The 23,474-nt window shown below is 52.9% G+C and carries 19 protein-coding genes and 3 pseudogenes; 7 read left to right on the top strand and 15 right to left on the bottom strand.

Annotation, left to right across the window (positions count from 1 at the left end; translation table 11 throughout):
- Positions 1-343: 343 nt before the first annotated feature.
- Positions 344-2,167 carry a ribosome-dependent GTPase TypA gene (gene typA / locus FDX11_RS03940; protein WP_003028641.1) on the top strand — a complete coding sequence of 608 codons (1,824 nt, stop codon included), beginning with the start codon at positions 344-346 and terminating at the stop codon, positions 2,165-2,167.
- Positions 2,168-2,478: 311 nt separating this feature from the next.
- Here the strand turns inward: typA and FDX11_RS25380 are convergent.
- The 15 genes and pseudogenes from FDX11_RS25380 to yihU all read right to left on the bottom strand — a co-directional run.
- Positions 2,479-3,008 (bottom strand): annotated as a pseudogene (locus FDX11_RS25380) (RHS repeat-associated core domain-containing protein); the annotation flags it as partial.
- An 82-nt stretch (positions 3,009-3,090) separates the two neighbouring features.
- Positions 3,091-3,483, bottom strand: a complete 393-nt coding sequence (locus tag FDX11_RS03955) for a hypothetical protein (protein WP_137397534.1) — start codon at positions 3,481-3,483, stop codon at positions 3,091-3,093.
- Between the two features lie 13 nt (positions 3,484-3,496).
- On the bottom strand, positions 3,497-3,766 hold the full coding sequence (locus FDX11_RS03960) for a hypothetical protein (RefSeq protein ID WP_137397535.1): 270 nt from the start codon (positions 3,764-3,766) through the stop codon (positions 3,497-3,499).
- Between the two features lie 58 nt (positions 3,767-3,824).
- Positions 3,825-4,178, bottom strand: a pseudogene (locus tag FDX11_RS03965) (RHS repeat-associated core domain-containing protein); the annotation flags it as partial.
- Between the two features lie 163 nt (positions 4,179-4,341).
- A complete protein-coding gene (locus FDX11_RS03970; RefSeq protein ID WP_137397536.1) occupies positions 4,342-4,644 on the bottom strand; it encodes a hypothetical protein in 303 nt (100 codons plus the stop codon).
- A 1-nt stretch (position 4,645) separates the two neighbouring features.
- Positions 4,646-5,017 (bottom strand): DUF4329 domain-containing protein, encoded by a 372-nt coding sequence (locus tag FDX11_RS25710; RefSeq protein ID WP_371414794.1) that lies wholly within the window; start codon positions 5,015-5,017, stop codon positions 4,646-4,648.
- Positions 5,018-5,065: 48 nt separating this feature from the next.
- Positions 5,066-8,720 (bottom strand): annotated as a pseudogene (locus FDX11_RS03975) (RHS repeat-associated core domain-containing protein); the annotation flags it as partial.
- Positions 8,721-8,933: 213 nt separating this feature from the next.
- Positions 8,934-9,626, bottom strand: a complete 693-nt coding sequence (gene ompL / locus FDX11_RS03980; RefSeq protein ID WP_042313561.1) for a porin OmpL — start codon at positions 9,624-9,626, stop codon at positions 8,934-8,936.
- 66 nt (positions 9,627-9,692) lie between these two features.
- Positions 9,693-11,114, bottom strand: coding sequence for an MFS transporter (locus tag FDX11_RS03985; RefSeq protein ID WP_042313559.1), 1,422 nt, complete (start codon positions 11,112-11,114; stop codon positions 9,693-9,695).
- A 46-nt stretch (positions 11,115-11,160) separates the two neighbouring features.
- On the bottom strand, positions 11,161-12,543 hold the full coding sequence (locus FDX11_RS03990) for an MFS transporter (RefSeq protein WP_006686128.1): 1,383 nt from the start codon (positions 12,541-12,543) through the stop codon (positions 11,161-11,163).
- 45 nt (positions 12,544-12,588) lie between these two features.
- Positions 12,589-14,625 carry an alpha-glucosidase gene (locus tag FDX11_RS03995; protein WP_137397537.1) on the bottom strand — a complete coding sequence of 679 codons (2,037 nt, stop codon included), beginning with the start codon at positions 14,623-14,625 and terminating at the stop codon, positions 12,589-12,591.
- 48 nt (positions 14,626-14,673) lie between these two features.
- Positions 14,674-15,516, bottom strand: a complete 843-nt coding sequence (locus FDX11_RS04000) for an aldose-1-epimerase (RefSeq protein WP_137397538.1) — start codon at positions 15,514-15,516, stop codon at positions 14,674-14,676.
- An 18-nt stretch (positions 15,517-15,534) separates the two neighbouring features.
- The gene (gene yihS, locus FDX11_RS04005; protein ID WP_061382598.1) at positions 15,535-16,776 is read right to left on the bottom strand and encodes a sulfoquinovose isomerase; all 1,242 of its coding nucleotides are present in this window, start codon (positions 16,774-16,776) and stop codon (positions 15,535-15,537) included.
- A gap of 14 nt (positions 16,777-16,790) precedes the next feature.
- Complete coding sequence (yihT, locus tag FDX11_RS04010) at positions 16,791-17,666, bottom strand: sulfofructosephosphate aldolase (protein ID WP_061382597.1); 876 nt, start codon at positions 17,664-17,666, stop codon at positions 16,791-16,793.
- Between the two features lie 19 nt (positions 17,667-17,685).
- The gene (gene yihU, locus FDX11_RS04015) at positions 17,686-18,576 is read right to left on the bottom strand and encodes a sulfolactaldehyde 3-reductase (protein WP_137350337.1); all 891 of its coding nucleotides are present in this window, start codon (positions 18,574-18,576) and stop codon (positions 17,686-17,688) included.
- A gap of 166 nt (positions 18,577-18,742) precedes the next feature.
- Here yihU and FDX11_RS04020 point away from each other — a divergent pair, with 166 nt between their 5' ends.
- The 6 genes from FDX11_RS04020 (at position 18,743) to fabY (ending at position 23,466) form a co-directional block, all read left to right on the top strand.
- Positions 18,743-19,639: a sugar kinase gene (locus FDX11_RS04020; RefSeq protein ID WP_137397539.1), complete on the top strand. Its 897-nt coding sequence runs from the start codon at positions 18,743-18,745 to the stop codon at positions 19,637-19,639.
- 33 nt (positions 19,640-19,672) lie between these two features.
- Positions 19,673-20,476: a DeoR/GlpR family DNA-binding transcription regulator gene (locus tag FDX11_RS04025; protein WP_042313532.1), complete on the top strand. Its 804-nt coding sequence runs from the start codon at positions 19,673-19,675 to the stop codon at positions 20,474-20,476.
- Between the two features lie 104 nt (positions 20,477-20,580).
- Positions 20,581-21,180 carry a glucose-1-phosphatase gene (gene yihX, locus FDX11_RS04030; protein ID WP_038635879.1) on the top strand — a complete coding sequence of 200 codons (600 nt, stop codon included), beginning with the start codon at positions 20,581-20,583 and terminating at the stop codon, positions 21,178-21,180.
- Positions 21,174-22,046: a virulence factor BrkB family protein gene (locus tag FDX11_RS04035; protein ID WP_061382594.1), complete on the top strand. Its 873-nt coding sequence runs from the start codon at positions 21,174-21,176 to the stop codon at positions 22,044-22,046. The genes yihX and FDX11_RS04035 overlap by 7 nt, the downstream gene beginning before the upstream one ends.
- Positions 22,043-22,480, top strand: a complete 438-nt coding sequence (gene dtd / locus FDX11_RS04040; protein WP_003825289.1) for a D-aminoacyl-tRNA deacylase — start codon at positions 22,043-22,045, stop codon at positions 22,478-22,480. Before FDX11_RS04035 ends, dtd begins: the two co-directional genes overlap by 4 nt.
- A gap of 44 nt (positions 22,481-22,524) precedes the next feature.
- Positions 22,525-23,466: a fatty acid biosynthesis protein FabY gene (fabY, locus tag FDX11_RS04045; RefSeq protein WP_032940213.1), complete on the top strand. Its 942-nt coding sequence runs from the start codon at positions 22,525-22,527 to the stop codon at positions 23,464-23,466.
- The last annotated feature ends 8 nt before the right edge of the window (positions 23,467-23,474 follow it).

Genomic DNA, 23,474 nt, shown 5'->3' on the forward strand with positions numbered 1-23,474 from the left:
CGAAGTCTTCAATTCTGCAAAAAATTGGCCGTGTCGCCGTAAAAAAGATAAAGCGAAATCTGTGCCAACTTTTAAATTGCCCCTAAAAGGCGTTATCATGCGCACTATCGTGCAAAGGGGCTGCACCATGAAGGATGTATTGCACCATTATAGTGCTTTAATGTGAACATTAAGCACCATATTGGTGCAACGCACCCCAGATTACCCCTTTTAACGCTCCGTGAATGTGATCACAAAGAAACTCTGCAATACTTGTTTGCGGAGGATGTTTGTGATCCTGTTTTGTACTGCGATTAATCCGTGTACAATAACGCGCTATTTCTAAAATGCCTGAGGCAAAGTTGTGATCGAAAATTTGCGTAACATCGCCATCATCGCGCACGTAGACCATGGTAAAACGACCCTGGTAGACAAGCTGCTCCAACAATCCGGTACGTTCGATGCACGTGCTGAAACCCAAGAGCGCGTGATGGACTCCAACGATTTGGAGAAAGAGCGTGGGATTACCATCCTCGCTAAAAACACCGCTATCAAATGGAATGACTACCGTATCAACATCGTTGACACCCCGGGGCACGCCGACTTCGGTGGTGAAGTTGAACGTGTAATGTCCATGGTCGACTCCGTGCTGCTGGTGGTGGATGCAATGGATGGTCCGATGCCGCAGACGCGCTTCGTGACCAAAAAAGCCTTTGCCCATGGCCTGAAGCCAATTGTTGTTATCAACAAAGTTGACCGTCCTGGCGCGCGTCCTGACTGGGTTGTTGATCAGGTATTCGACCTGTTCGTTAACCTCGACGCTACCGACGAGCAGCTGGACTTCCCGATCGTTTACGCTTCCGCGCTGAACGGTATCGCAGGTCTGGATCACGAAGATATGGCGGAAGACATGACCCCGCTGTATCAGACCATCGTTGATCGCGTACCAGCTCCGAACGTAGACCTTGACGGCCCGCTGCAGATGCAAATCTCTCAGCTGGACTACAACAACTACGTTGGCGTTATCGGTATCGGCCGCATCAAACGCGGTAAAGTTAAACCGAACCAGCAGATCACTATCATTGATAGCGAAGGCAAAACCCGCAACGGTAAAGTCGGTAAAGTTCTGACCCACCTGGGTCTGGAACGTATCGAGAGTGATATTGCCGAAGCAGGCGATATCATCGCGATCACCGGTCTGGGCGAACTGAACATCTCCGACACCATCTGCGACCCGCAGAATGTCGAAGCGCTGCCGGCTCTGTCCGTTGATGAACCGACCGTAACCATGTTCTTCTGCGTAAACACCTCTCCGTTCTGTGGTAAAGAAGGTAAATATGTTACCTCTCGTCAGATCCTTGACCGCCTGAACAAAGAGCTGGTGCACAACGTTGCGTTGCGCGTTGAAGAAACCGAAGATGCGGATGCATTCCGTGTATCCGGTCGTGGTGAGCTGCACCTGTCTGTTCTGATCGAAAACATGCGTCGTGAAGGTTTCGAAATGGCGGTTTCCCGTCCGAAAGTTATCTTCCGCGAAATCGATGGCCGTAAACAAGAGCCGTTCGAAAACGTAACGCTGGACGTTGAAGAGCAGCATCAGGGTTCTGTGATGCAGGCGCTGGGTGAGCGTAAAGGCGATCTGAAAAACATGAATCCAGATGGCAAAGGCCGCGTACGTCTTGACTACGTGATCCCAAGCCGTGGTCTGATCGGCTTCCGTTCAGAATTCATGACCATGACCTCCGGTACCGGTCTGCTGTATTCCACCTTCAGCCACTACGACGACGTTCGTGCGGGTGATGTGGGTCAGCGTCAGAACGGCGTACTGATCTCCAACGGCCAGGGTAAAGCAGTTGCGTTCGCACTGTTCAGCCTGCAGGACCGCGGTAAGCTGTTCCTGGGTCACGGTGCAGAAGTTTACGAAGGCCAGATCATCGGTATTCACAGCCGCTCTAACGACCTGACCGTAAACTGCCTGACTGGTAAGAAACTGACCAACATGCGTGCGTCTGGTACTGACGAAGCAACGGTTCTGGTTCCGCCGGTTAAGATGACTCTGGAGCAGGCTCTGGAATTCATCGATGACGACGAACTGGTAGAAGTGACTCCAACCTCTATCCGTATTCGTAAGCGTCACCTGACTGAAAACGATCGTCGCCGTGCAATGCGTGGCGCGAAAGAAGAGTAATTAACGCTCTTTCTCAGGTAAGCATAAAAAAGCCGCTGATTATCAGCGGCTTTTTTTTATTACCCTGACCCGTCCTGAATAGCGTTGACACGTTCCTGACTTAAATCCGGAGAACGTGATGATGACTGAGTTCAAACGCACCCAACGAGATTATCCTCTATCCTTTAAGAGCAGGTCGAAAAAGGCTAGATGACCTATAAGCAGGACCTGCAGCGATACGGCATTCAGGGGCGACCCCCATTCTGAGTCATCCATAAACCAAGTGAGGCACGCTCAGTAGTAGCTCTTCCCATACCGATACCATTAAATGGTTGTAACCCATATGGATCCACTTTTCCTATTGGATCAAGCGTATATACGTACTTATTTCATCCCCCGCCAGCCCTATCGGGTCTTGGGTGATATACCGTCCCTGTCCCGGATTGTAGTACCGGTGCTGGTTGTAGTGCAGTCCGGATTCGTCGTCATACTGCTGTCCCGGCAGCCGTATCAGCTGTTGCAGATTGTACGTATTATCTTCCTGCAGCACGTTACCCCATTCATCATATTCCGCGCGCCAGCTGATGGCGCCATCCTGGCGTTAAGCCGCACTGCGCCAGCCATTGCTGATTTTCAGCGCTGATATCACTTTGCCGCAATTCGGCTTCCAGCCCGTCCAGCATCGCCACCAGCTCCGGCACGAAGGTCACTCCCGCATCCTGCTGGAGCTTCTCTACCAGCGTGCGGTGGGCGGCGGCTTTTGTCATGTCCGTTTCGATTCTCCCAACAGCGTGAAGTTGCCCGGCGTATAAACCGTCTGGATACGGCAGTTCTCCGTCTGCGTGGTGGTCTGCCGGTCACCTTATCGTAGTGATAATGGTGATCGTTGCTGTAGCTAGTGGAACCACGCCAACCCGCGACATAGAAACACATTTAAAAAATGTTTATGTTGGAAAACTCACCTGATTGCTATGAGCCGAACTACTAATTATCTCAGTTTTTTTGTGAGTTAACTCCAAACAGCTACACATCCGTCTTAAATTAGAATTTAGATCTGTACGCATGCAAATACTCTCACAACACCCAGGATCTCCTGTTAAAATTATTTCTTCCAATACATTCATTGGCATTATTTTTATTTCTGAAAGTTGTTCCAGCACAGCTAGAGAGAATTTTATATCCGGCATGGGTAATGCTAATTTTGCACAATATACGATATCATCTATATTTTCCAACTTGGAAGTATCTATAAGAACGTTCTCTGATTTATCCCATGTAATGCTATGTACAAGATAATCATCTATGCTAATGTTAGGGGTGATGACTATATTTTCCATTTTCATTCCCTGCCTATGCTTCATAAGGTTTATCATTTTTCCCATTTAGTATTTCCAAAACGCCACACATTCCATTATCACCACGGGAACAAGCTTCCGTTGCTTCCTCAACAAGTAAATCATGAAGCATAAATGCATCTCCAACTATTGATAGTTTCCCTATTTTCTTTAGGAGGTCTGACCACTTTGTTAAATATTTTTTTGGCAATGAGCACCTCTCTTTTCCTGATGATTTATCGTAAATTCGACCGTCTTTATCAATTACTTCATTTGTATCATACATGTGACCATGAGGGTTACTTGGCCAGGAATCAACGTCGTTATTATGTACGGTGATCTTCTTACCATCTATTTTTATTGTTGCCTGATCCTAACGGATCAACTTCCATCACTGGATTCAATGGGTATGTGTAAAAATTCAACCCGCCTTTCAACCCAATCGGATCCTGGGTGATATACCGTCCCAGTCCCGGACTGTAGTACCGGTGGCGGTTGTAGTGCAGTCCGGATTCGTCGTCATACTGCTGTCCCGGCAGGCGGATAAGCTGTTGCAGATTATGTGGATTATCTTCCCGCAGCACGTTGCCCCATTCGTCATATTCCGCGCGCCAGCTGATGGCGCCGTCCTGGCGTATCAGCGCCAGCGGCAGGCCCCGGTGGTCGCAGTGGTACAGATGCTGTTTCTTTTGGGGAGATATTTTGGCTTCAGTTATCCCGCCATCGGGTCCGTTGTCAGTCAGCATCCCGCACCATTGTCGACACCGCATTGCACCTCAGTTCCCCCTATAGCCTGTCCAGTGCCGCCACTGTGCTGTAACGGTTAAAGACATGACCCAATATCTTTGCCATACACTTAAATTATTTCATTAACGTTTTGCTTACTAAAATACATGTGTTATTTTTCAAATCAACATGATAAACATACATTTTACCACCTCCACCTTGACTATCCATATCTTCATCAGATTCGAAAAAAATGATCTCAATAAAATCTTTTTTATCTTCAATGCTAGCTTTATAGCTTTCAAATGACTCATTATCTGGCAGGCAATCAGATACAATTTTTAAGGATGATTGTTCTCTGCTTGTTAAATAAATCACATCCTCTCCAAAAACACTGTATATTTTGCATAGCAAAAAAATAAAAATAAAAAATTTCATATTATTTCATCTCAGAAATCTTTCCGGTTTTTGGTCTGTATTTAAAATAGGTATTTTCTGGTGTCCCAAGATAACTTGAATACTCTTTTTCTCCTTTAGCAAAAAAATCAGCACTGCTTTTATCTTTTGGTGAAAAATGTAAGCTATCATAAGCATCATTTTCCTTTAAAACCTTATTTCCTTTTGTATCAGAAAAATATCCATGTGTATGATATACACCAACCCTTTTCGAGTCGTCAGGACAGGCTGCTTTGTATGGATTCACTCCTGCTACACTGCCTTTTAGAGGACCAGTATAAAAATAGCTCTTATCCTTTTTGCATATCAAACCGCCATATTCGCGATTATTTTCAATTGAGTCAGCGTTGCACATTTTTATAGCAAATAATCCGGCCTCATCTGCATTTGAAAATAAAAATTGTTCTAAACCCAATGGGTCTATGTAACTAACCGGATCTAACGGATAAATGTATTGATTCCATCCCCCCATCAGTCCTATAGGATCCTGGGTGATATACCGTCCCTGTCCCGGACTGTAGTACCGGTGGCGGTTGTAGTGCAGTCCGGATTCGTCGTCATACTGCTGGCCCTGCAGGCGTATCAGCTGTTGCAGATTGTGCGGATTATCTTCCCGCAGCACGTTGCCCCATTCGTCATACTCCGCGCGCCAACTGATGGCACCGTCCTGGCTTATCAGCGCCAGTGGCAGGCCCCGGTGGTCGCAGTGGTACAGATGAAGCGTCCTCTCCGGGACCGGCAACGGCTCCATCTGCGCCGCCATCTGTTCCGGCGTCAGGCCGCACCCGGCCAGCCACTGGCGGTTTTCATCGCTGATAACCCCGGCGCGCAGCTCACCTTCCAGGCGGTCAAGCATGTTCACCAGCGCCGGCGGGAACACCACGCCAGCGCCATCCTCGCTGCCTTCCTGCCGGAGTTTCTCCGCCAGCGTCCGGTGACGGCGCAGGGCGTCCAGCTCCTCCGTGGCGGTCTCCACACGGATGAGCGGCGTGAAACTGCCGGGTTCGTAAATCGTCTGGACGCGGGTCTGCGCCGTCTGCGTGGTGGTCAGCCGGTTGCCGTCCCAGCCGTACCAGGTGGTGTACGGCCTGTGCGACAGTGCCATCTGGTCATGGTCCGGATGTTCGCGCTCCCGTTTCCATATCTGCTTTCCGATACGCCTGCCCTGCGGGTCGTAAATATACCGCCCCTCTGCCAGCGTCTCACCGTGCTGCGTGCGTACATAGTGGACCAGCCGGTGCTGGTTATCGTAGCTGTAGCGGTGCGTGCCTTCATCGAACATGCGGATGGCCCCGTCCGGGATACGGTCCGTCTTCTCCGTCAGCCTGCCGTAACGGTCATAGCGGTACAGGTACTGTGCATCCTCCGTGATGCGGTTATCCGCCCATACCTTTCTGCTGCTGTCCGGATAAAATTCCGGGTCCGGCAGACGGTTACCCGCCGGGTCGGTGGCGTAAGGGTGGTGGATATCCAGACCGTGCGCAATCATGCGCACGCCGGTGAGCCTGCCGGTCTGGCTGTAGCCGTATTCCCGGGTCTGGTGCGGGGTGCTGATGCGGGTCAGATGCCCGGCCCCGTCATACCCGTAGTCGCGGTTCAGAAGCGGGCTGTTCAGGTGCCGGCTCAGCAGCTGTCCGGCCGCGCTGTAGCCGGTGGCGAGCGTATATTCGCCGAAACGGCGTTGTGTCTCCCGGTGCAGGCGGTCGCGGGTGAAGTCGATAAGCGGTGTGTCACCGAGCTTCACCCCGGCCAGCCAGCCGCTGCCGTACGTCAGCCAGGCCACCGGGGGAAGGTGGTCGTGTGTGGTTTTATTCGCCAGTCCGTTCTGATAATCGTGCTGCGTGAGGTGCTCCCACAGCAGGGTTTGCGTCTGCGGGGCGTGGATGGTCTGTTTCTCGCTGAGCAGCCGGCCTTTCTCATCATAGCCGTAGTGCACCGCCACCCGGTGACCTTCGCTGAGGTGGCTGATTTCCGCCAGCCAGCCCTGGTCGTTGTACTGCCACTGTTCTGCCGGTTCGCCGTTCACCGTGCGGTGCGTCAGCCGGTCAGCGTCATCGTAATGCCAGCGGGTGACGAGGTCTTCGTCCTTACTGCACACCCTTTTCCCCGTCAGGTCATAGTCATACTGCTGCGTTCTCCCGTCAAAGCCGGTCTGCTGTGTGAGACGGTCGGTGAGGTCATACGTGAACACCGTATGGCTGTCGTTCTCGTTCGTCAGCCGCGTCAAACGGCCGGCCTGGTCATACTCCATCCGCCGGGTCAGGCCGCCTGCGGTTATACTGACCGGTCTGCCGCCCGCATCGTACTGCGTTTCCGTGCGGCTGCCGTCCGGGGTAATCACTGCCGTCAGGTCGCCGGCCTCACTGTATTCATAGCGGGTTTCGCGGCCTGCCGCATCGTGCTGACTGACAGGCCGGCCCCGGGTATCGTAAGTGCGATACTGGCTGAGGCCTTCCTCCTGATGCATGGCCGTGACCTGCCCGAAGCGGTCATACTCATAGCGGGTTTCATACCCGGAGCAGTCGGAGACGTTCAGCAGCTGGCCGTAATGGCTCCATGTCATCTGCTTTTTGCTGCCGGTGGCATCTTCCCTGGCGCAGGGGTATTCACTGTGCGGGTCAGCATACACATAGCGGGTGGTGTTCCCCTGGCGGGAAGTCTGTGCCGTCAGGCGGCCCTGTTCATCGTATGCCAGCTTCTCCCTTAAGCCGTCCGGGTGGGTGACGGAGGTCAGCTGGCGACCGCCAGTGTAATAAAACGCTGTTTCCCTGCCGTCGGGGGAGATAATTTCGGTGACGTTACCGGACGCAATACTGTACCGGTATTCGGTTTTCCGTCCCGCCGCATCGGTCTGGGCGGTGAGCCAGCCCAGGGGATTGTACTCCCGGTGAAGCACACTGCCGTCAGCCAGTTCCTGTCTGACCACCCGCTTCAGGCCGCCTTCACCGGCGGTGTGCAGCACTTCCCGGCGGTGCAGGCTGTCGGTGATGGTGACGGCATTTTTTTCGTATTCATAGTGGTAGCTCAGTCCTGCCGGGTTTAACTGCTCCGTAACGCGCCCGGCTGCATCATAGCGGTAGGTGGTCTGCGGGCGTCCGGCATAGCCGTGTGCCACCATCCTGCCCGGGGTCTCCGCGTCATAGTCAAAGCGGCGTACCTGCACCCCGCCCCGGTCATACACCGCGGCCAGCTCGCCGCGCGGGGAATAGGCATAGCGCACCAGCGGGGACGCCGGCAGGTTGTCCGGGTATTCCGGGTCGTTCATCAGCCAGACGGCGCCGAGACGGACCCCGTCATCCTGACCGTAGCGGGTGACCGGCAGCACATCCGTCTGCTTCAGCACCAGCCGGAAGTGGCGGCCAGCGCCGTCCGTCACGCCGGTGATATGGCCGCTGAATGGCCCGGTGGCATTGCGGTGATATGAGAGCGTGCGCCCGAAACTGTCCACCAGCCCGGTCAGCACCCGGTACGGCGGCAGCGGGGCGGGGAGAGCCTCATCCACGTCCGGCACCCGTTCAGCCCACCCCAGTAACCACCACGGCCCCTGCGGACTGTTTGCCGCCAGGTACTGATGTGGGCTGAGACGGATGTCTTCCGGCAGCGCCAGCCAGATACGGTGCAGGGGATGGCTCTCGTGCAGGTTCGCCACGCCGCCACGGGCGAGCCAGAAGCGTTCGCTGCGGCTGAAGGCCACTTCTCCGGGGAGCAGGTGCACAAAGTGGATGCTGCTCATCCTGAACCTGCAGATAAATATCAAAAGGCGCTTTCCAGCCGGGGCCGAAGATACCCACCGGAGACGGGGTGCGGGTCTGATAGCTGCTGTAGGCGCGGGTGAGGGCAAAGGGCAGCGGGCCGGGGAGGGAAAAATCGGTCTCGCCGGGCAGGACTTTGGCGCCGAGGAGCGGGTTGACCGGAGGGCCGTAGATGACGTCGCCGGGGCAGACGGAGCAGGCAACGCCGGTGGGGGCGCCAATCATCACGCCCATGGAGCCCTGAACTATCGGGCCGCCGACAGCCGTCATGTCGCCCAGCCGGGCGGCCGGTTTACCACCGCTCATTGCCAAATCCTTTTGTAAAACATCAGGATTTGCAGATTACGCCAGCCTGGGGGGAGGATGATGTGAGTTGAGTGCGACAGAGAGAAGATTCGGAAATAATTTAGGTTGAGCACATGAAAAATTGCCGCTATTTATATTTATGTTATAAATATAAAAGCTTCACATGCAATTATAGCCGCTGATTATCAGCGGCTTTTTTTTATCTCGGGAGTATCAGAAGAAATACTTTGCCCCAACACGAATCTGATTTTGTTCGCGATGATAGGGTTCCACATTACGATCTAACCAGCGTAATTCCAGGTAGGGCAACCAGTGTTCATTGATACGATACTTAAAGGTATTCGTAATTTCCCAGTGATGATCTTTTCCGTTACTGCTGTTGAAGTCATTGACTCGTATAAAATAGTGCGGCTCAAAGGTATAGGAAAATTTATCGGTGATGGTAAAGTTCCAGTAATTACCTATTTCATAGGTATCGTTATTATCCTGATCACCGTTTAGATCGGTTGAACTATAGTTATTATGGTTATAACGGTTACGCACGGTAAGATTAAACCACGGGGTAAATTTATAGTTAACATCCAGATAAGCCGCGCCACCAGAACCCGTACTCTTATCGTTTATCAATCCACCGGGCTGGATAGTTAATTTATCCGTTGGTTTAAATAAAGGATACCAACCTTCTATTTCGTTATAGCCGTGTTTTAACTCATCCTTACGTTGCATGGTGTAGGTGTTGGTGAGCATGATACCTGCGCCCATATCGGAGTTATAGCCAACGCGCATCATCACTTCTATCTGATCGGATGCCAGATTATATGCCTCGCGGTTCTCGACATAGGCACCGGCAAAAACAGAAGTGGACACAACAGAGGATAAGAGCATTATTGTCGTTAACTTTTTCATAATAAATCCATTTTTTAAGCGTAGGGAAGCCGCCATCCATTAAGATGGAATAAGCGGCAATTATTTTTATACGTTTACAGCAGAGGTATTATTTTTAGCGGTAACAGGATCCGGTTGAGTGTTGTTTTTCTTCCGTTGGCTGATTTCCTCAATAATAAAAGCAAAACGCGTTTCATTGAGTTTATAAAATAAACCCATCGTGATTGCAGCGATAATAGCCAGCCCGCAAGGCCACAGAAAAATAAGCTGACGCAGGCCAAGCAGGGTCGCATCGCTCTGGGTTATGTTGGGAATATAACCGATTTGCGTCAGCATGATGCCTGGCAGGAAGCCTGCGAGCGCAGCGGAAATTTTGCGAGAAAAGGTATAACCCGTATACACCGAGCCTTCCGCGCGGATCCCCGTTTTCCATTCGCCATAATCAACCGTATCCGGAACCAGCGCCCAGTTCAGGCTGTTGACGAATGCTGTCCCGAAGAAGGCCATACAGGAGAACGTTACGAACAAAAATGACGTACTGCCCCAGAAAAAGTTCAGAACATCACCGACAGCCCATAATGCCAGACCGCCGAGATAAACCTGCTTTTTACCGAAGCGTTTCACGGCTGCGGGAACCAGCAGCACGCCGACCAGAATGCATCCCATACTGAAAAAACCCATCCACGACAGCAGATGAATATCGTTGAGCACGTACTGGGTGTAATACACCTGGATGGCCAGTTTGATGTTGAATGCGGCCAGTGTGCACAGGTTGGCAACACACAGCACCAGCAGCGGAGGGTTACGGAAAATGGCACAGAACGATTTGAGAATGCTGGGCTTATGGTGATCAGGCACGATTTCGATATAGCGTTCTTTCACACCGCTAAAGCACCACCACATGCTGAACAGCCCGCAGACCGAAAAGATCAGTGCGGCAATCAGATAACCCAATGAGGGGGAACTGACAAATAGCGCCTGAATTGGCATAAAACCAACGGTACACAATAACAGGCCAATGGTGGCACCACCCTGACGCCAGGCGGCGAGCTGAGCGCGTTCCTGTGGGTTTTTCGTGATTGCAGGCACCATCGCGCCGTAGGAGCAGTTCATCAGGCTATAGAACAGACCGAACAGCATAAACAACACCGTCGCCAGCCCGGTTTTCACCGTGAGCGTAAAATCAGTCGCTAAAAACTGGGCGCTGGCAACGACTGCGACAGGAAATGATGCATACAAAATAAAGGGTCTGAATTTCCCTTTTGCGCCAATATTTCGCCTTGAATCCAGCAATACACCGGTCAGCATATCGGTAAAGGCGGTGAAGAATTTCGCCACCAGAAAGATAATCCCACCGTAATATGCGGGCATCCCTAGTTCATCGGTATAAAATTTAAGCAGATACAGCGTGCCGATACACAGCATCAAATTTGAGCCGAAGTCACCCACTCCGTAGGCGAATTTTTCACGCAGGCTCAGTTTTAGCGTTAGCGGATCATGAAAAGACATAATCGCTCCTCAATAGCGCCCCGCAGGGCGCTATTCATTATTATTATCAAACGGGTTGTTTACGTGCTTCTATCTCTTCAACGATGCGGACATACATCTTTTCGTTGAGATTGTAGAAACAGCCCATTGCGACGATGGTGATGACTGCCAGGGCACACGGATAAATAAAGATCAGCTGCCGCAAACCTTCGACCGTGCTCGCAGATTGCACCACGTTGGGGACGTAGCCGATTTGCGTCAGCATCCAGCCAGGGAAGAAGCCTGCCAGCGCCTGTGAAACTTTACGGAAGAAGGTGAAGCCAGTGTATACCGTGCCTTCAGAACGTACGCCGGTACGCCATTCGCCATATTCCACCGTATCGGAAACCAGCGCCCAGTTCAGGCTGTTGACGAAGGCTGAGCCGAAGAACGCCAGACAGGAGAAGGCGACAAAGCTGACTGAGCCGCCGCCAAAGAAGTAGTTAAGCAGATCGCCCGCGACCCAAATCAGCAGCCCGCCAATATAAACCTTCTTCTTACCAAAACGTCTGACCATCCCAGGCATCAGGAAGACGCCAATGAAGATACAGCCCATGCTGAAAAAGCCCATCCAGGAAAGGAGGATCGGATCGTTCAGTACGTACTGGGTGTAATACACCTGAATCGCCAGCTTGACGTTGAATGCGCCCAGCGTGCAAAGGTTGGCAACACACAGAATAAATAGCGGGCGGTTACCGGCGATGGCGCGGAAGGATTGCAGTAATCCCGGTTTTTGCGCGGCATCCACGGGTTTCACTTCCACGTAGCGTTCTTTTACCCCGGCATAGCACAGCCACATGAATAACAGACCAAACAGCGAGAATAACGTGGCGGCGAAAATATAAGCCAGCTGTGAATTGCCTTCGATCAGGTTCATCACTGGGACAAAGCCGACGGTGCACAGCAGCAGGCCGAGAGTAGCGCCTCCTTGTCGCCAGGCAGCCAATGACGCGCGTTCGTCCGGGTTTTTCGTGATTGCAGGCACCATCGCGCCGTAAGAGCAGTTCATCATGCTGAAGAACAGTCCGTACAGCATAAACAGCACCGTTGCCATGACCGTTTTACCGGTGACTTCAAACGGTGTACCGACAAAGTTGGCAATCGCCAGCAAGGTAACCGGAAATGCGGCATAAAGGACGAATGGACGGAATTTTCCTTTCGGGCCGATTTTGCGGCGCGAATCGAGCATAATCCCGGTGCCCATATCGGTAAACGCGGTAAAAAACTTGGCGATAAGGAAAATGATACCGCCATAAGTTCCCGGTAAACCAAGGACATCGGTATAAAACTTGAGTAAATAGAGCGTACCAATGTCCAACAGGATATTGGAGCCTAAATCACCCATCCCATAGGCGAGTTTTTCTTTGAACGGCAAGCGTAGGGTTGCCGGATTAGAGGAAGTCTGACTCATTATTATTCTCCATGTGCCCGCGAGTTGCCCCGCGGGCGAGCCGTGTTAGATGTTGCGTAAAGTGGCAAACAGTGACGCCCATTCACTCTTCGCCCGATAAAACACCGGAGGCTGGCCAATCGGCGCGTCCACGGTAATTTCACCCCCCTGGTAAGTTTCCCCGGTCCAGACATTGACCCAGCTATCCTCCGGCAGATACAGCGTCCAGTCGTTGCGTCCCTGTTCGTGAACCGGCGCTACCAGCAAATCTTGTCCCAGCAGGTACTGATACTTCAGGGTGTAGGTGCGCGCATCGTCTTCGTAATGCAGGAACAGCGGGCGCATTACCGGCAGACCGGTGGCGCTGTTTTGCGCGACGGCCTGTTTGAGATACGGTTTCAGAGTGGTGAAGACGGTGGTCATACGGGCAAAGTGGGCAATGGTTTCCTCATCGCCATCAAACTGCCAGTTATCGCCAGGGCGGTTGCCTTCATGGGTGCGCATCATTGGGGTGAAGGCGCTGAAATCACACCAGCGCAGCAACAGCTCTTTGCTGCGTTTCATATCAAACAACGTGGTGTAACCGCCGATATCGCTGTGGTGCAGACCGTGGCCGGTCATTGCCAGCGACAGTGCGGCAGGAACGACCGAGGCCAGTCCATCATCAAGGCTCCAGTCAACGTTTTGATCGCCTGCCCACATCATGGTGGAGTACTTCTGACTGCCGGTGTAGCCCGCACGCATAAAGAACAGGATCTCGCCGAGCTTGCCGGTCTCCTGTAGCGCTTCGTAGTTACATTTCGCCCACAGTGCGGGCCACGCGTTATGCATAATTTCGGCACTGACGCCGTTGTGCAGGTAAGTGTCGGTCGGCAGATATTCACCGAAGTCCGCCATCCAGCCGCCGCAGCCCAGCGCGATCATGTTCTTTTTGATGACTTCTTTGAACCAGTCGTAGGCTTCGGGGTTGGTCAGATCGACCACGCCGCCGTAAAACTCGCCGAACTCAACCAGATAGTCATCGCCAGAAGCGTCTTTCGCCAGATAACCGTGTTTGGCTGCTTCAGCGCAGAGATCTTTGTCGCTGGCGACGTACGGGTTGATATAGGAGAGGAACTGCACGCCTTCTTCTTTCCACTGCTTAATACGACTGTCCAGTTGCGGGTAGTTGTCGCTGTTCCACTTCCAGTTCCACATTACGCGCTTGCCAAAGGAAGTCATGCGGATCCCCGACCAGTCCTGCGCCCAGATGCCGTTTACTTTCACGCCAGCGTTACGCATGGTGTCCAGTTTGTTCTGGCAAATCTCAGTCCCGCCCTGAATGCCGAGCGTGACGCCGTCGTAAATCCAGTCCGGCAGCTCCGGCTGGCGGCCTAGCAGTGCAGTCAGTTTTTCCAAAAGAGAGATATAGGTTTCGGCGCACTCAATACGCAGAGTGGTTTTGTCTTCCCACAGAGCGAGTTCGTGATACTCCGGCGCGCTGAAGTCGAAATTCATATAGCAGCTGTTATCAACGTGGCAATAATACTTCTGCGTACTGACAAAGGTTGGCTGTGGGAAGAAGGTCCAGTAGTAGTCACCGCCGGCATTTTCTTTGCAGTCGGCCTGCCACGTGACATAGCTGTTTTTGTTGCGGCCCACGCCCTGTTCGCTGGTCCACAGTGGGAATGGCTTACCGCGCAAATCGAAGTAAGAGAACTGTTCGCCACAGCCGTAAATATGATCGTCTGGGTTAGCGGCCAGACGCAGCCAGATACGGTTATGGCTGCGTTCCTCGTTATGGAGGTCGAGCTTCAAACGACCCTGTTCGTCGGTAGAAATGTGCAGCGTGGCGTTGATGGTATTACCGCGGCTGAAATCGACCCGCCAGCCCTCAGGCGACTCGCTTACTGTGGCGTCGGTCAGGGCAATCTTCTTGTTGAGCTTGTCTTTAATGCTGAAGTTGCCGCGGAACATATCAATGTCGGCAACGCCAGCGCCAATCCACAGGCAAGGGGTCTCTGCGCTGTGACGTAAGATCGGGCGCTGGTGGTACGTCAGCGTAAATCCATTTTGTAACGTCGTCAGTTCTAATGCGGCGGACCGTTGTTGTAGCGAATTCATTTTCGTCTCCGTAAAAATAGGGTATTTCGGTAATTTGTCGGAAATCTGTTATTCACTGCCGATTAAAAAATGCATTTGATGCGTTTCTCCGGGCGCGAGATGAATCAGGCTAATCCCGGAGTTAAAGGCGTCGGGCGGGCAGGTCATCGGTTCTACTGCCAGGCCGCGGCGTACTAATTTTTCGCCGGTATACACCTGCAGCCAGGGCTGGTGGCTGCGCAGGTATGTGGATATATTTTGTGTTGGGCAGGTCAGTCTGACCTCCCACTCAGCCTCAGGCAGCAAGATCCTGAACGTGTGATCGATAGTGGTCTGAGCGATAACACGCGGCGTTGTGAAATCCCATTCACCGTGGGTGACATCACTCGCCGGGAGCGTTAATTCGCAGCTATCAATGGATTGCAAATTGCAGGTCAGGTAGGGATGTGCTCCCGCGCCATACGGTGCGATTTCGTCACCCACATTCTGGGTACGAATAATGACGTGCAATCCGCAGTCTGCCTCCAGTCGGTAAATCACCTCTGAAACCAGCGCAAAGGGATAGCCATAAGAGGGCGGCAGAAAAATCGTCAACGACACTTCCGTGTTTGACAGTTGGTTAATCTGCCAGTCGCGCCAGGCCAGTAATCCATGAATGGCGGTATGCGAAACAGGGTCGTTAACGGCAAGCTGAAAGGCCTTGCCGTTATGTTGATAGCAGCCGTCTGCAATACGGTTTGGCCAGGGAATTAACACTTTTCCCAAATGTGCCAGCGGCATCTCTTCCGGCTTATGTGGAATAACGACGTGACGCCCAAGGTGCGTCAATTCTGCTAACCCAGCGCCAACCGTGACGATTTTCGCCTGGTAATGACCAGCCTGAAGATGAAGGGTTTTTCCACCGCTATGCATGACAGCTCACCTCGTGACTTATTTGGCGTTGATATCCAGCAGACCGGCTGCAACTGCCGGTGCAAGACCCGGAGCCAGCGGTAAACGTGGGATCACGAGGCAGTGCAGCAGATGGTAAATATCCTGCTTACCGTCCCAAACTTTGGTGGTCACCTTGTTATCGGCATCCAGCTCCTGCCACCATGAACCGGTCTCGTAGTCCATCAGATACGTGATGCAGTAATCCCACCACTTCTGATACCAGGCTTCGTACTGGCTATCGCCGGTTAGGGTGTAGAGGGCGTAGGCGGTGCCCATGGCCTCGACTATCGGCCAACGCACTCTTTCGCGCACAATGGGTTTTCCGTCCCAGTCCACCGAGTAGACAAAGCCGTCTGCGCCGTCCGGCGCCCAGGCATCGCGGATAGTGGCGTGGAACAGACCCTTGGCATCTTCCAGCAACCAGGCGGGAGGTGTTTCAAAGCGGGCCTCCAGCGCGGCATGCAGATGCAGCATCAGACGGCCCCACTCGATCCAGTGGCCCGGCGTGCCGCCGTAGGCACGGAAACGATGCGCTGGATTCTCTTTGTTGTAATCGCGGATTGGGTTCCACTGTGAATCGAAGTGTTCGTTGACGCGATACTCCCCGCTGCGAGCCACGTCGTGAATAATTACCGATGCGATACGCAGTGCGCGATCGAGCCATTTGCGATCATGGGTAACGTCATAAACGATCAGGAAGGCTTCAACCGCGTGCATGTTGGCATTGCCGCCGCGGTAATCTTCCGTCTGGCTGAAGGCTTCGTCCCAGGACTCCAGACACATCTGCTCATCTTCGCTCCAGAAGTACTTCTCAATCACTTCGATAGCGTCATCCAGCAATTGTCTGGCCTGCGGATGCCCGGTAGTGACCGCGCTGGCTGCACCAAGCAAGACGAAGAAATGCTGATAGCCCTGTTTGGAGGCATCCATCACGCCTTCGTCATTTACGCAGGCGTACCAGCCGCCGTAACGTGTGTCGCGTAGCGCGCCGTTCAGCGCCTTAATTCCGTGATCGACTAACTGATATGCGCCGGGGCGACCCATGGATGCCGCAACGGAGTAAACGTGCAGCATGCGGGCGGTGATCCACAGATGCGTACCCATATCCGCTCTGACCTGACCACTATTTCCCAGCCAGCCAAAACCGGTCGGGACAGCAGCATTTTTACCAAAGTTAAAGATGCGGTCAGTTTCCTGCTCCAGCCAGCGGTTGTGGCTTAAGGTGTTAAACCATTTCATGCTTTGATCCTCGATTAACGGCGGGCCATCATTTCGTCGACGATATCGCCCAGACGCTGCAACTTCGGTGCGGAAACGTCGCGCAGCATCAGTTCGGTGTCCGGTAGGCCAATAACTGATGACCAGACAGCTCGCCCGGCCAGGAAGCCGGATGCGCCAGCGGTCATCGCCACACTGACCGCGCGTGGGAACAGTTTTTCATCCACACCAGAGGAGAGGATGACCCATGGCATGTTGATGTTTTCATGCAGACGCTGAGAGGCGCTGAGCAATTCCTGTTGGGTTCCTTTGCCATACAGCGGCATCTCGACCTTGTAGAGATCGGCGCCGCTATCGCCCAGCTCTTTCGCGGCATCGATAATGGCCTGTTCGCGATCGAACTTATCGCCACGACGCGGTGGACGTACAACCGGCTCAATGATGCTCAACAGGCCATTGGAATGGCATAGCTCATTGAATTCTTTGACCATATCCAGACGTTGCTGGGCATCTTCATCGCTACGCCACAGCACCAGCAGTTTGAGAGCCTTGGCGCCATCTTGCTTCACGGCCTGCGGGTTAATTTTTTTATCAATCACCACGCTATCGACCGGAATGCCGTTACCCGGAATAAAGTCATCAGCGGCAACAATCATGGCGCAGCTTTTGGCGACCGCGTTTTGCTCTACGACCTGGCGGTAGCAGAACTGCTGATCGACCAAAATAGCGGATGCATAGGGGGAAAGGATCTTCGCCGCATTGACTTTAAAATCAGTCAGCACGCTGTCACAGACCGGAGATTTTGCACCCGCTGCGACAAACATTAAGCGCATGGCCTCGCGCTGATCGACTGCCAGCATGGCAAAACCGCCGGAAGCTCGGGTGATATCTTTCAGGGTGTACTTCGTCATTGTTCAGTCCTTTTACTTATTAAAATTGGTGATTCAATCCGGCAGACGCGCGAACCTGCTCAAGAATTGCGGTCCAGTCTTCCCGGCCACGGCCAGCGGCACGGGCCTGGTTATAAACTTCGCGGGAGGCGGCGCCGAGCGGCATCGGCACATGCAGAAGGTTTGCGACATCCAGCGCGATGCCAAGATCTTTATGAGCTAAATCGATCATGAAAGCGGGAGAAAGATCGCCTTTCAGCACTTTGTTCGGCCAGGAGGTAGTGAAATGGCCTTTTCCGGCAGGAGTACCGCTCATTACCTTCAGAGCCACATCGAAGGAGAGGCCGAGCGCTTCGCATAACACGGCAGCTTCGGCTGAGAGGGCGTTCAGCGCGATACTCATGTAATTGTTGATGAGCTTCACGCGGATCCCCATGCCGGGACCCCCTGCGTTGATCAGCTCATTCCCCATCGCCATCAGCACTGGTGTGGCGCGTTCCACCTGTTCTGCTGTTCCGCCCGCCAGCAGCAGCAGCGTTCCCGCGATGGCGTGATCGGAGGTGCGTCCAACCGGGCAATCCATCATGTCAAAGTCTTTGGCACGCATATCGGTAATCAGTTTGTCGGTTTGCAGCGGGTGAATGGTGGACATATCAATCACCAACGCCTGCGGGGAGAGGCTTTCGCAGATTCCCTGTTCACCGAACAGTACGCTGCGCACCAGATCGCCGTTGGGGAGCATAGTGATGACAAATTCCGCCTCTTTTGCTGCCTGAGCCGGGCTGCTGGCAGGCTGTGCTCCTTTTTCCACCAGGCGCTGAACGGCATCCGGGTTAACGTCAAAGACGCTGAGTTGATGACCCTGCTTCAGCAAGTTGCTCGCCATGGGTGAACCCATCTGACCTAATCCGATAAATGCTATAACTGCCATAACGTTCTCCTGAGACGTGGATGTCATTTTTTGTCATTTAAGGTCGCTTGTTTTTGTCTGTTTTTGATCGTATTTGTAATTTATGGTCAAAAAATTGACAGCCGTCACTTTTTAAACATTTTGTGAAATTAAAATGATCCCATCTTGAAACGCCTAAGGAATGACCATGATTCGTATTGCTTGTGTAGGTATTGCCGTGATGGATCGCATCTATTACGTGGAGGAGTTACCGACTGAAGGAGGTAAATATGTGGCGAAGCGTTATACGGAAGTGGTCGGCGGGCCTGCGGCAACGGCCGCGGTGGCTGCAGCGAAGCTGGGCGCGCAGGTGGATTTTATTGGTCGTGTGGGCGACGATGACACCGGAAATAGCCTGCTGGCGGAGCTGGAATCCCTGGGGGTGAATACGCGCTACACCCGACGCTACGTGGGGGCGCAATCCTCCCAATCGGCAATTCTGGTTGATGCACAAGGGGAACGAATTATCGTTAACTATCCCAGCCCGGATTTACTGCATGACGCTGGCTGGCTCAATGAGATTGATTTTTCCCAGTGGGATGTGGTGTTAGCGGATGTTCGCTGGCACGAGGGGACCAAACAGGCGTTCACGCTGGCACGTCGGGCGGGGGTCATGACGGTACTGGATGGTGACGTAACGCCGCAGGATATCCGTGAGCTGGTGGCGTTAAGCGATCATGCCGCGTTCTCTGAGCCGGGTCTGGCGCGTATGACCGGGATAAACGATCCGCAGGCCGGACTGAAAAAAGCAAAAACGCTCACAAATGGACATGTTTATGTGACGCGAGGGCGTGAAGGTTGCGACTGGATAGAAAATAATACTTTGCAGCATCAATCTGGTTTTACCGTCGACGTTGTTGACACCACCGGGGCCGGGGATGTTTTTCACGGCGCGCTCGCGTTCAGTCTGGCTAACGGAAATACCCCGCAAGACGCTGTCAGGTTCGCCAGTGGCGTTGCGGCGCTAAAATGCACGCGCCCGGGAGGACGAGCCGGAATCCCTGACTGTGATCAAACCCGATCTTTTCTGTCACTTTTTGTATAAAATGCCAGGGCAATGGTTTTTCGAGGAAATTTCATGAGTCTTACCGAACTGACCGGTAATCCGCGACACGATCAACTACTGATGCTGATTAGCGAGCGCGGTTATATGAATATTGATGAGCTTGCCAACTTGCTGGACGTGTCCACGCAGACCGTGCGTCGTGATATTCGTAAACTCAGCGAGCAGGGATTAATTACGCGTCATCATGGTGGCGCGGGCAGAGCCTCCAGCGTGGTGAATACGGCGTTCGAGCAGCGTGAAGTCTCCTGGACGGAAGAGAAAAAAGCCATCGCGGAAGCGGTGGCTGACTATATTCCTGATGGGTCAACGGTGTTTATTACTATTGGCACCACCGTTGAGCAGGTGGCCCGCGCGCTGTTAAACCATAATCATTTGCGCATTATCACTAACAGCCTGCGTGTGGCACATATTCTTTATAACAATCCACGTTTTGAAGTTATGGTGCCAGGTGGAACGTTACGTCCGCATAACAGTGGCATTATCGGTCCTTCCGCTACGGCATTTGTCGCTGATTTTCGGGCTGATTACCTGGTGACCAGCGTCGGCGCGATCGAAAGTGATGGCGCTTTGCTGGAGTTTGATGTCAACGAGGCCAGCGTCGTGAAAACGATGATGGCCCATTCAAGGCATATTCTGTTGGCTGCGGATCATACGAAATACACGGCTTCTGCCGCGGTAGAGATTGGCAATGTGTCTCAGGTGACCGCGCTGTTTACCGATGAATACCCTGGTCCCGCATTGCATAATTTACTCCAGTCTCAGCAGGTGGAAATTGTGCAGGTGAGTCCGTCACAGGATGATGCTCAGGTCGGGTAATTCTCCCAATGATGGCTCGATAAATTCGCAGCCATCATTCGCGCATAGTCAAACTTCTTCTTTCCCGCTACAGTTATTCATCCACGGCGAATAAGGAGAAGGGCATGCTCTATATCTTTGATTTGGGTAATGTGATTGTCGATATCGACTTCAATCGCGTGTTAGGCACATGGAGCGATCTGAGCCGTGTACCGCTAGCTTCGCTAAAGCAAAGTTTCAGCATGGGCGAGGCTTTTCACCAGCATGAGCGAGGTGAAATAACGGATGAAGCGTTTGCGGAGGCGCTATGCCATGAGATGGCGCTGCCGCTAAGCTACGAGCAATTTTCCCACGGCTGGCAGGCGGTTTTTGTCGCGTTACGCCCAGAGGTTATCGATATCATGCACAAACTGCGTGAGCAGGGGCATCGGGTGGTCGTTTTGTCGAATACCAACCGTCTGCACACAACGTTTTGGCCGGATGAATACCCCGAGATCCGTCAGGCCGCGGACCATATTTATCTTTCCCAGGATCTGGGCATGCGTAAACCGGAAGCGCGGATTTACCAGCATGTCCTGCAGGCTGAAGGTTTTTCTGCGCACGATGCGGTCTTTTTTGACGATAACGCCGATAATATTGAAGGGGCTAACCGGTTAGGTATTACCAGTATCCAGGTCATCGATAAAGCGACCATTCCTGACTATTTCGCGAAGTTGTTATGCTAAAAAATGTCCAGCGACAAGCCAGGCATCATACGCGGCCCGTACGAGCCTGGCTGAAGCTGCTATGGCAGCGCATTGATGAGGACAACATGACGACGTTGGCAGGGAATCTTGCCTACGTTTCATTGCTCTCGTTAGTGCCGCTTATTGCTGTTGTTTTTGCACTTTTCGCCGCATTTCCGATGTTTTCCGACGTCAGTGTCCAGTTACGCCATTTTATTTTTGCGAACTTTATCCCGGCGACGGGAGACGTCATCCAACGTTATATCGAACAGTTTGTCGCCAACTCGAACAAAATGACGGCCGTCGGGGCATGTGGGTTGATTGTGACAGCGTTATTGCTGATGTATTCCATTGATAACGCGCTGAATACTATCTGGCGCAGTAAGCGCACCCGGCCCAAAGTTTACTCTTTTGCCGTTTACTGGATGATTTTAACGCTGGGTCCTCTACTGGCGGGGGCCAGCCTGGCGATCAGCTCTTATTTGTTGTCATTGCGCTGGGCCAGCGATCTCAACACGGTGATTGATAACATTCTGCGTATTTTCCCGCTGGTGCTTTCCTGGCTCTCGTTCTGGCTGCTTTATAGCATCGTGCCGACCACGCGCGTACCTAACAGGGATGCGGTTATTGGCGCCTTTGTAGCCGCCGTATTGTTCGAGGCCGGAAAAAAAGGATTTGCGCTCTATATCACGATGTTCCCGTCTTATCAGCTTATTTACGGTGTTCTTGCGGTGATCCCCATTTTATTTGTCTGGGTGTACTGGACGTGGTGTATCGTCTTGCTAGGCGCGGAAATAACTGTCACTCTCGGGGAATACCGCAAACTTAAACAAGCCGCAGAACAAGAAGAAGCAGAGCAACCATGATTGCATTAATTCAGCGCGTAACCCGTGCCAGCGTCACCGTGGAGGGCGAGGTGACGGGTGAAATTGGCCCAGGACTTTTGGTCCTGTTAGGTGTCGAAAGGGATGATGACGAACAAAAAGCGAACCGCCTGTGCGAACGCGTACTCGGCTATCGAATCTTTAGCGATGCCGAAGGCAAAATGAACCTGAATGTGCAGCAGTCAGGCGGCAGCGTGCTGGTGGTCTCGCAATTTACGTTGGCGGCAGATACTGAGCGCGGCATGCGCCCAGGCTTTTCAAAAGGCGCCGCGCCCGATCGGGCAGAAGCACTGTATGAGTACTTTGTTGAGCGTTGCCGCCAACAGGAAATGAATACGCAAACCGGCCGATTCGCTGCGGATATGCAGGTTTCTCTGGTTAATGATGGCCCCGTGACGTTCTGGTTACAAGTATGAACCAGCTACCGGTGTGGCCGCGGGCAACAAGAGAGAGTACAGCTATGTATCACCTTCGAGTACCGCAAACAGAAGAAGAGTTGGAGCGTTACTACCAGTTTCGCTGGGAGATGCTGCGTAAACCATTGCACCAGCCTAAAGGCTCTGAACGGGATGCCTGGGACGCAATGGCGCATCACCAGATGGTGGTGGACGAAGAGGGTAATCTGGTCGCGGTAGGGCGTCTGTATATCAATGCGGATAACGAAGCCTCCATACGCTTTATGGCTGTTGACCCCTCCGTGCAGGAGAAAGGGCTGGGAACGCTGATGGCGATGACCCTGGAGTCTGTCGCGCGTCAGGAAGGGGTAAAGCGCGTAACCTGTAGCGCCCGTGAAGATGCGGTCGAATTTTTCGCCAAACTCGGGTTTGTGAGCCAGGGAGAAATCACCACGCCGCAAACCACGCCGGTGCGCCACTTTTTGATGATTAAGCCCATCGCGACGTTGGACGATATTCTCCATCGCGGCGACTGGTGCGGACAGTTACAGCAAGCCTGGTACGAACATATTCCCTTGAGTGAGAAAATGGGCGTGCGCATTCAGCAGTACACTGGGCAGAAATTTATTACCACGATGCCCGAGACGGGTAACCAGAATCCGCACCATACTCTGTTTGCCGGGAGCCTGTTTTCTCTGGCGACATTAACGGGTTGGGGGCTGATCTGGCTGATGCTGCGTGAACGTCATTTGGGGGGAACCATTATCCTTGCCGATGCGCATATCCGCTACAGCAGGCCGATCACCGGGAAACCGACCGCCATCGCCGACCTGGGCTCGCTGAGTGGTGACCTCGACCGTCTGGCGAGAGGCCGCAAGGCGCGTGTGAAGATGCAGGTCGAGGTATTTGGCGATGACTCGCCTGGCGTCGTGTTTGAAGGCACGTATATTGTGCTACCCGCGAAACCGTTTGGCGCGTATGAAGAGGGCGGAAATGAGGAAGAGTAGCTGGACAT

This window comes from Citrobacter sp. wls714, assembly GCF_005281025.1.
GTDB lineage: Bacteria > Pseudomonadota > Gammaproteobacteria > Enterobacterales > Enterobacteriaceae > Citrobacter > Citrobacter werkmanii.

What these genes read in the sequence shown, in the direction of transcription:
- FDX11_RS04020 (WP_137397539.1), top strand. Translation starts at nt 18,743, where the DNA reads ATGATTCGTATTGCTTGTGTAGGTATTGCCGTGATGGATCGCATCTAT.
- FDX11_RS03970 (WP_137397536.1), bottom strand. Translation starts at nt 4,644, where the DNA reads ATGAAATTTTTTATTTTTATTTTTTTGCTATGCAAAATATACAGTGTT.
- yihU (WP_137350337.1), bottom strand. Translation starts at nt 18,576, where the DNA reads ATGGCAGTTATAGCATTTATCGGATTAGGTCAGATGGGTTCACCCATG.
- dtd (WP_003825289.1), top strand. Translation starts at nt 22,043, where the DNA reads ATGATTGCATTAATTCAGCGCGTAACCCGTGCCAGCGTCACCGTGGAG.
- FDX11_RS03995 (WP_137397537.1), bottom strand. Translation starts at nt 14,625, where the DNA reads ATGAATTCGCTACAACAACGGTCCGCCGCATTAGAACTGACGACGTTA.
- FDX11_RS03960 (WP_137397535.1), bottom strand. Translation starts at nt 3,766, where the DNA reads ATGTATGATACAAATGAAGTAATTGATAAAGACGGTCGAATTTACGAT.
- ompL (WP_042313561.1), bottom strand. Translation starts at nt 9,626, where the DNA reads ATGAAAAAGTTAACGACAATAATGCTCTTATCCTCTGTTGTGTCCACT.
- FDX11_RS03990 (WP_006686128.1), bottom strand. Translation starts at nt 12,543, where the DNA reads ATGAGTCAGACTTCCTCTAATCCGGCAACCCTACGCTTGCCGTTCAAA.
- FDX11_RS04025 (WP_042313532.1), top strand. Translation starts at nt 19,673, where the DNA reads ATGAGTCTTACCGAACTGACCGGTAATCCGCGACACGATCAACTACTG.
- FDX11_RS03955 (WP_137397534.1), bottom strand. Translation starts at nt 3,483, where the DNA reads ATGGAAAATATAGTCATCACCCCTAACATTAGCATAGATGATTATCTT.
- FDX11_RS04035 (WP_061382594.1), top strand. Translation starts at nt 21,174, where the DNA reads ATGCTAAAAAATGTCCAGCGACAAGCCAGGCATCATACGCGGCCCGTA.
- fabY (WP_032940213.1), top strand. Translation starts at nt 22,525, where the DNA reads ATGTATCACCTTCGAGTACCGCAAACAGAAGAAGAGTTGGAGCGTTAC.
- yihT (WP_061382597.1), bottom strand. Translation starts at nt 17,666, where the DNA reads ATGACGAAGTACACCCTGAAAGATATCACCCGAGCTTCCGGCGGTTTT.
- FDX11_RS25710 (WP_371414794.1), bottom strand. Translation starts at nt 5,017, where the DNA reads ATGTGCAACGCTGACTCAATTGAAAATAATCGCGAATATGGCGGTTTG.
- FDX11_RS04000 (WP_137397538.1), bottom strand. Translation starts at nt 15,516, where the DNA reads ATGCATAGCGGTGGAAAAACCCTTCATCTTCAGGCTGGTCATTACCAG.
- FDX11_RS03985 (WP_042313559.1), bottom strand. Translation starts at nt 11,114, where the DNA reads ATGTCTTTTCATGATCCGCTAACGCTAAAACTGAGCCTGCGTGAAAAA.
- yihS (WP_061382598.1), bottom strand. Translation starts at nt 16,776, where the DNA reads ATGAAATGGTTTAACACCTTAAGCCACAACCGCTGGCTGGAGCAGGAA.
- yihX (WP_038635879.1), top strand. Translation starts at nt 20,581, where the DNA reads ATGCTCTATATCTTTGATTTGGGTAATGTGATTGTCGATATCGACTTC.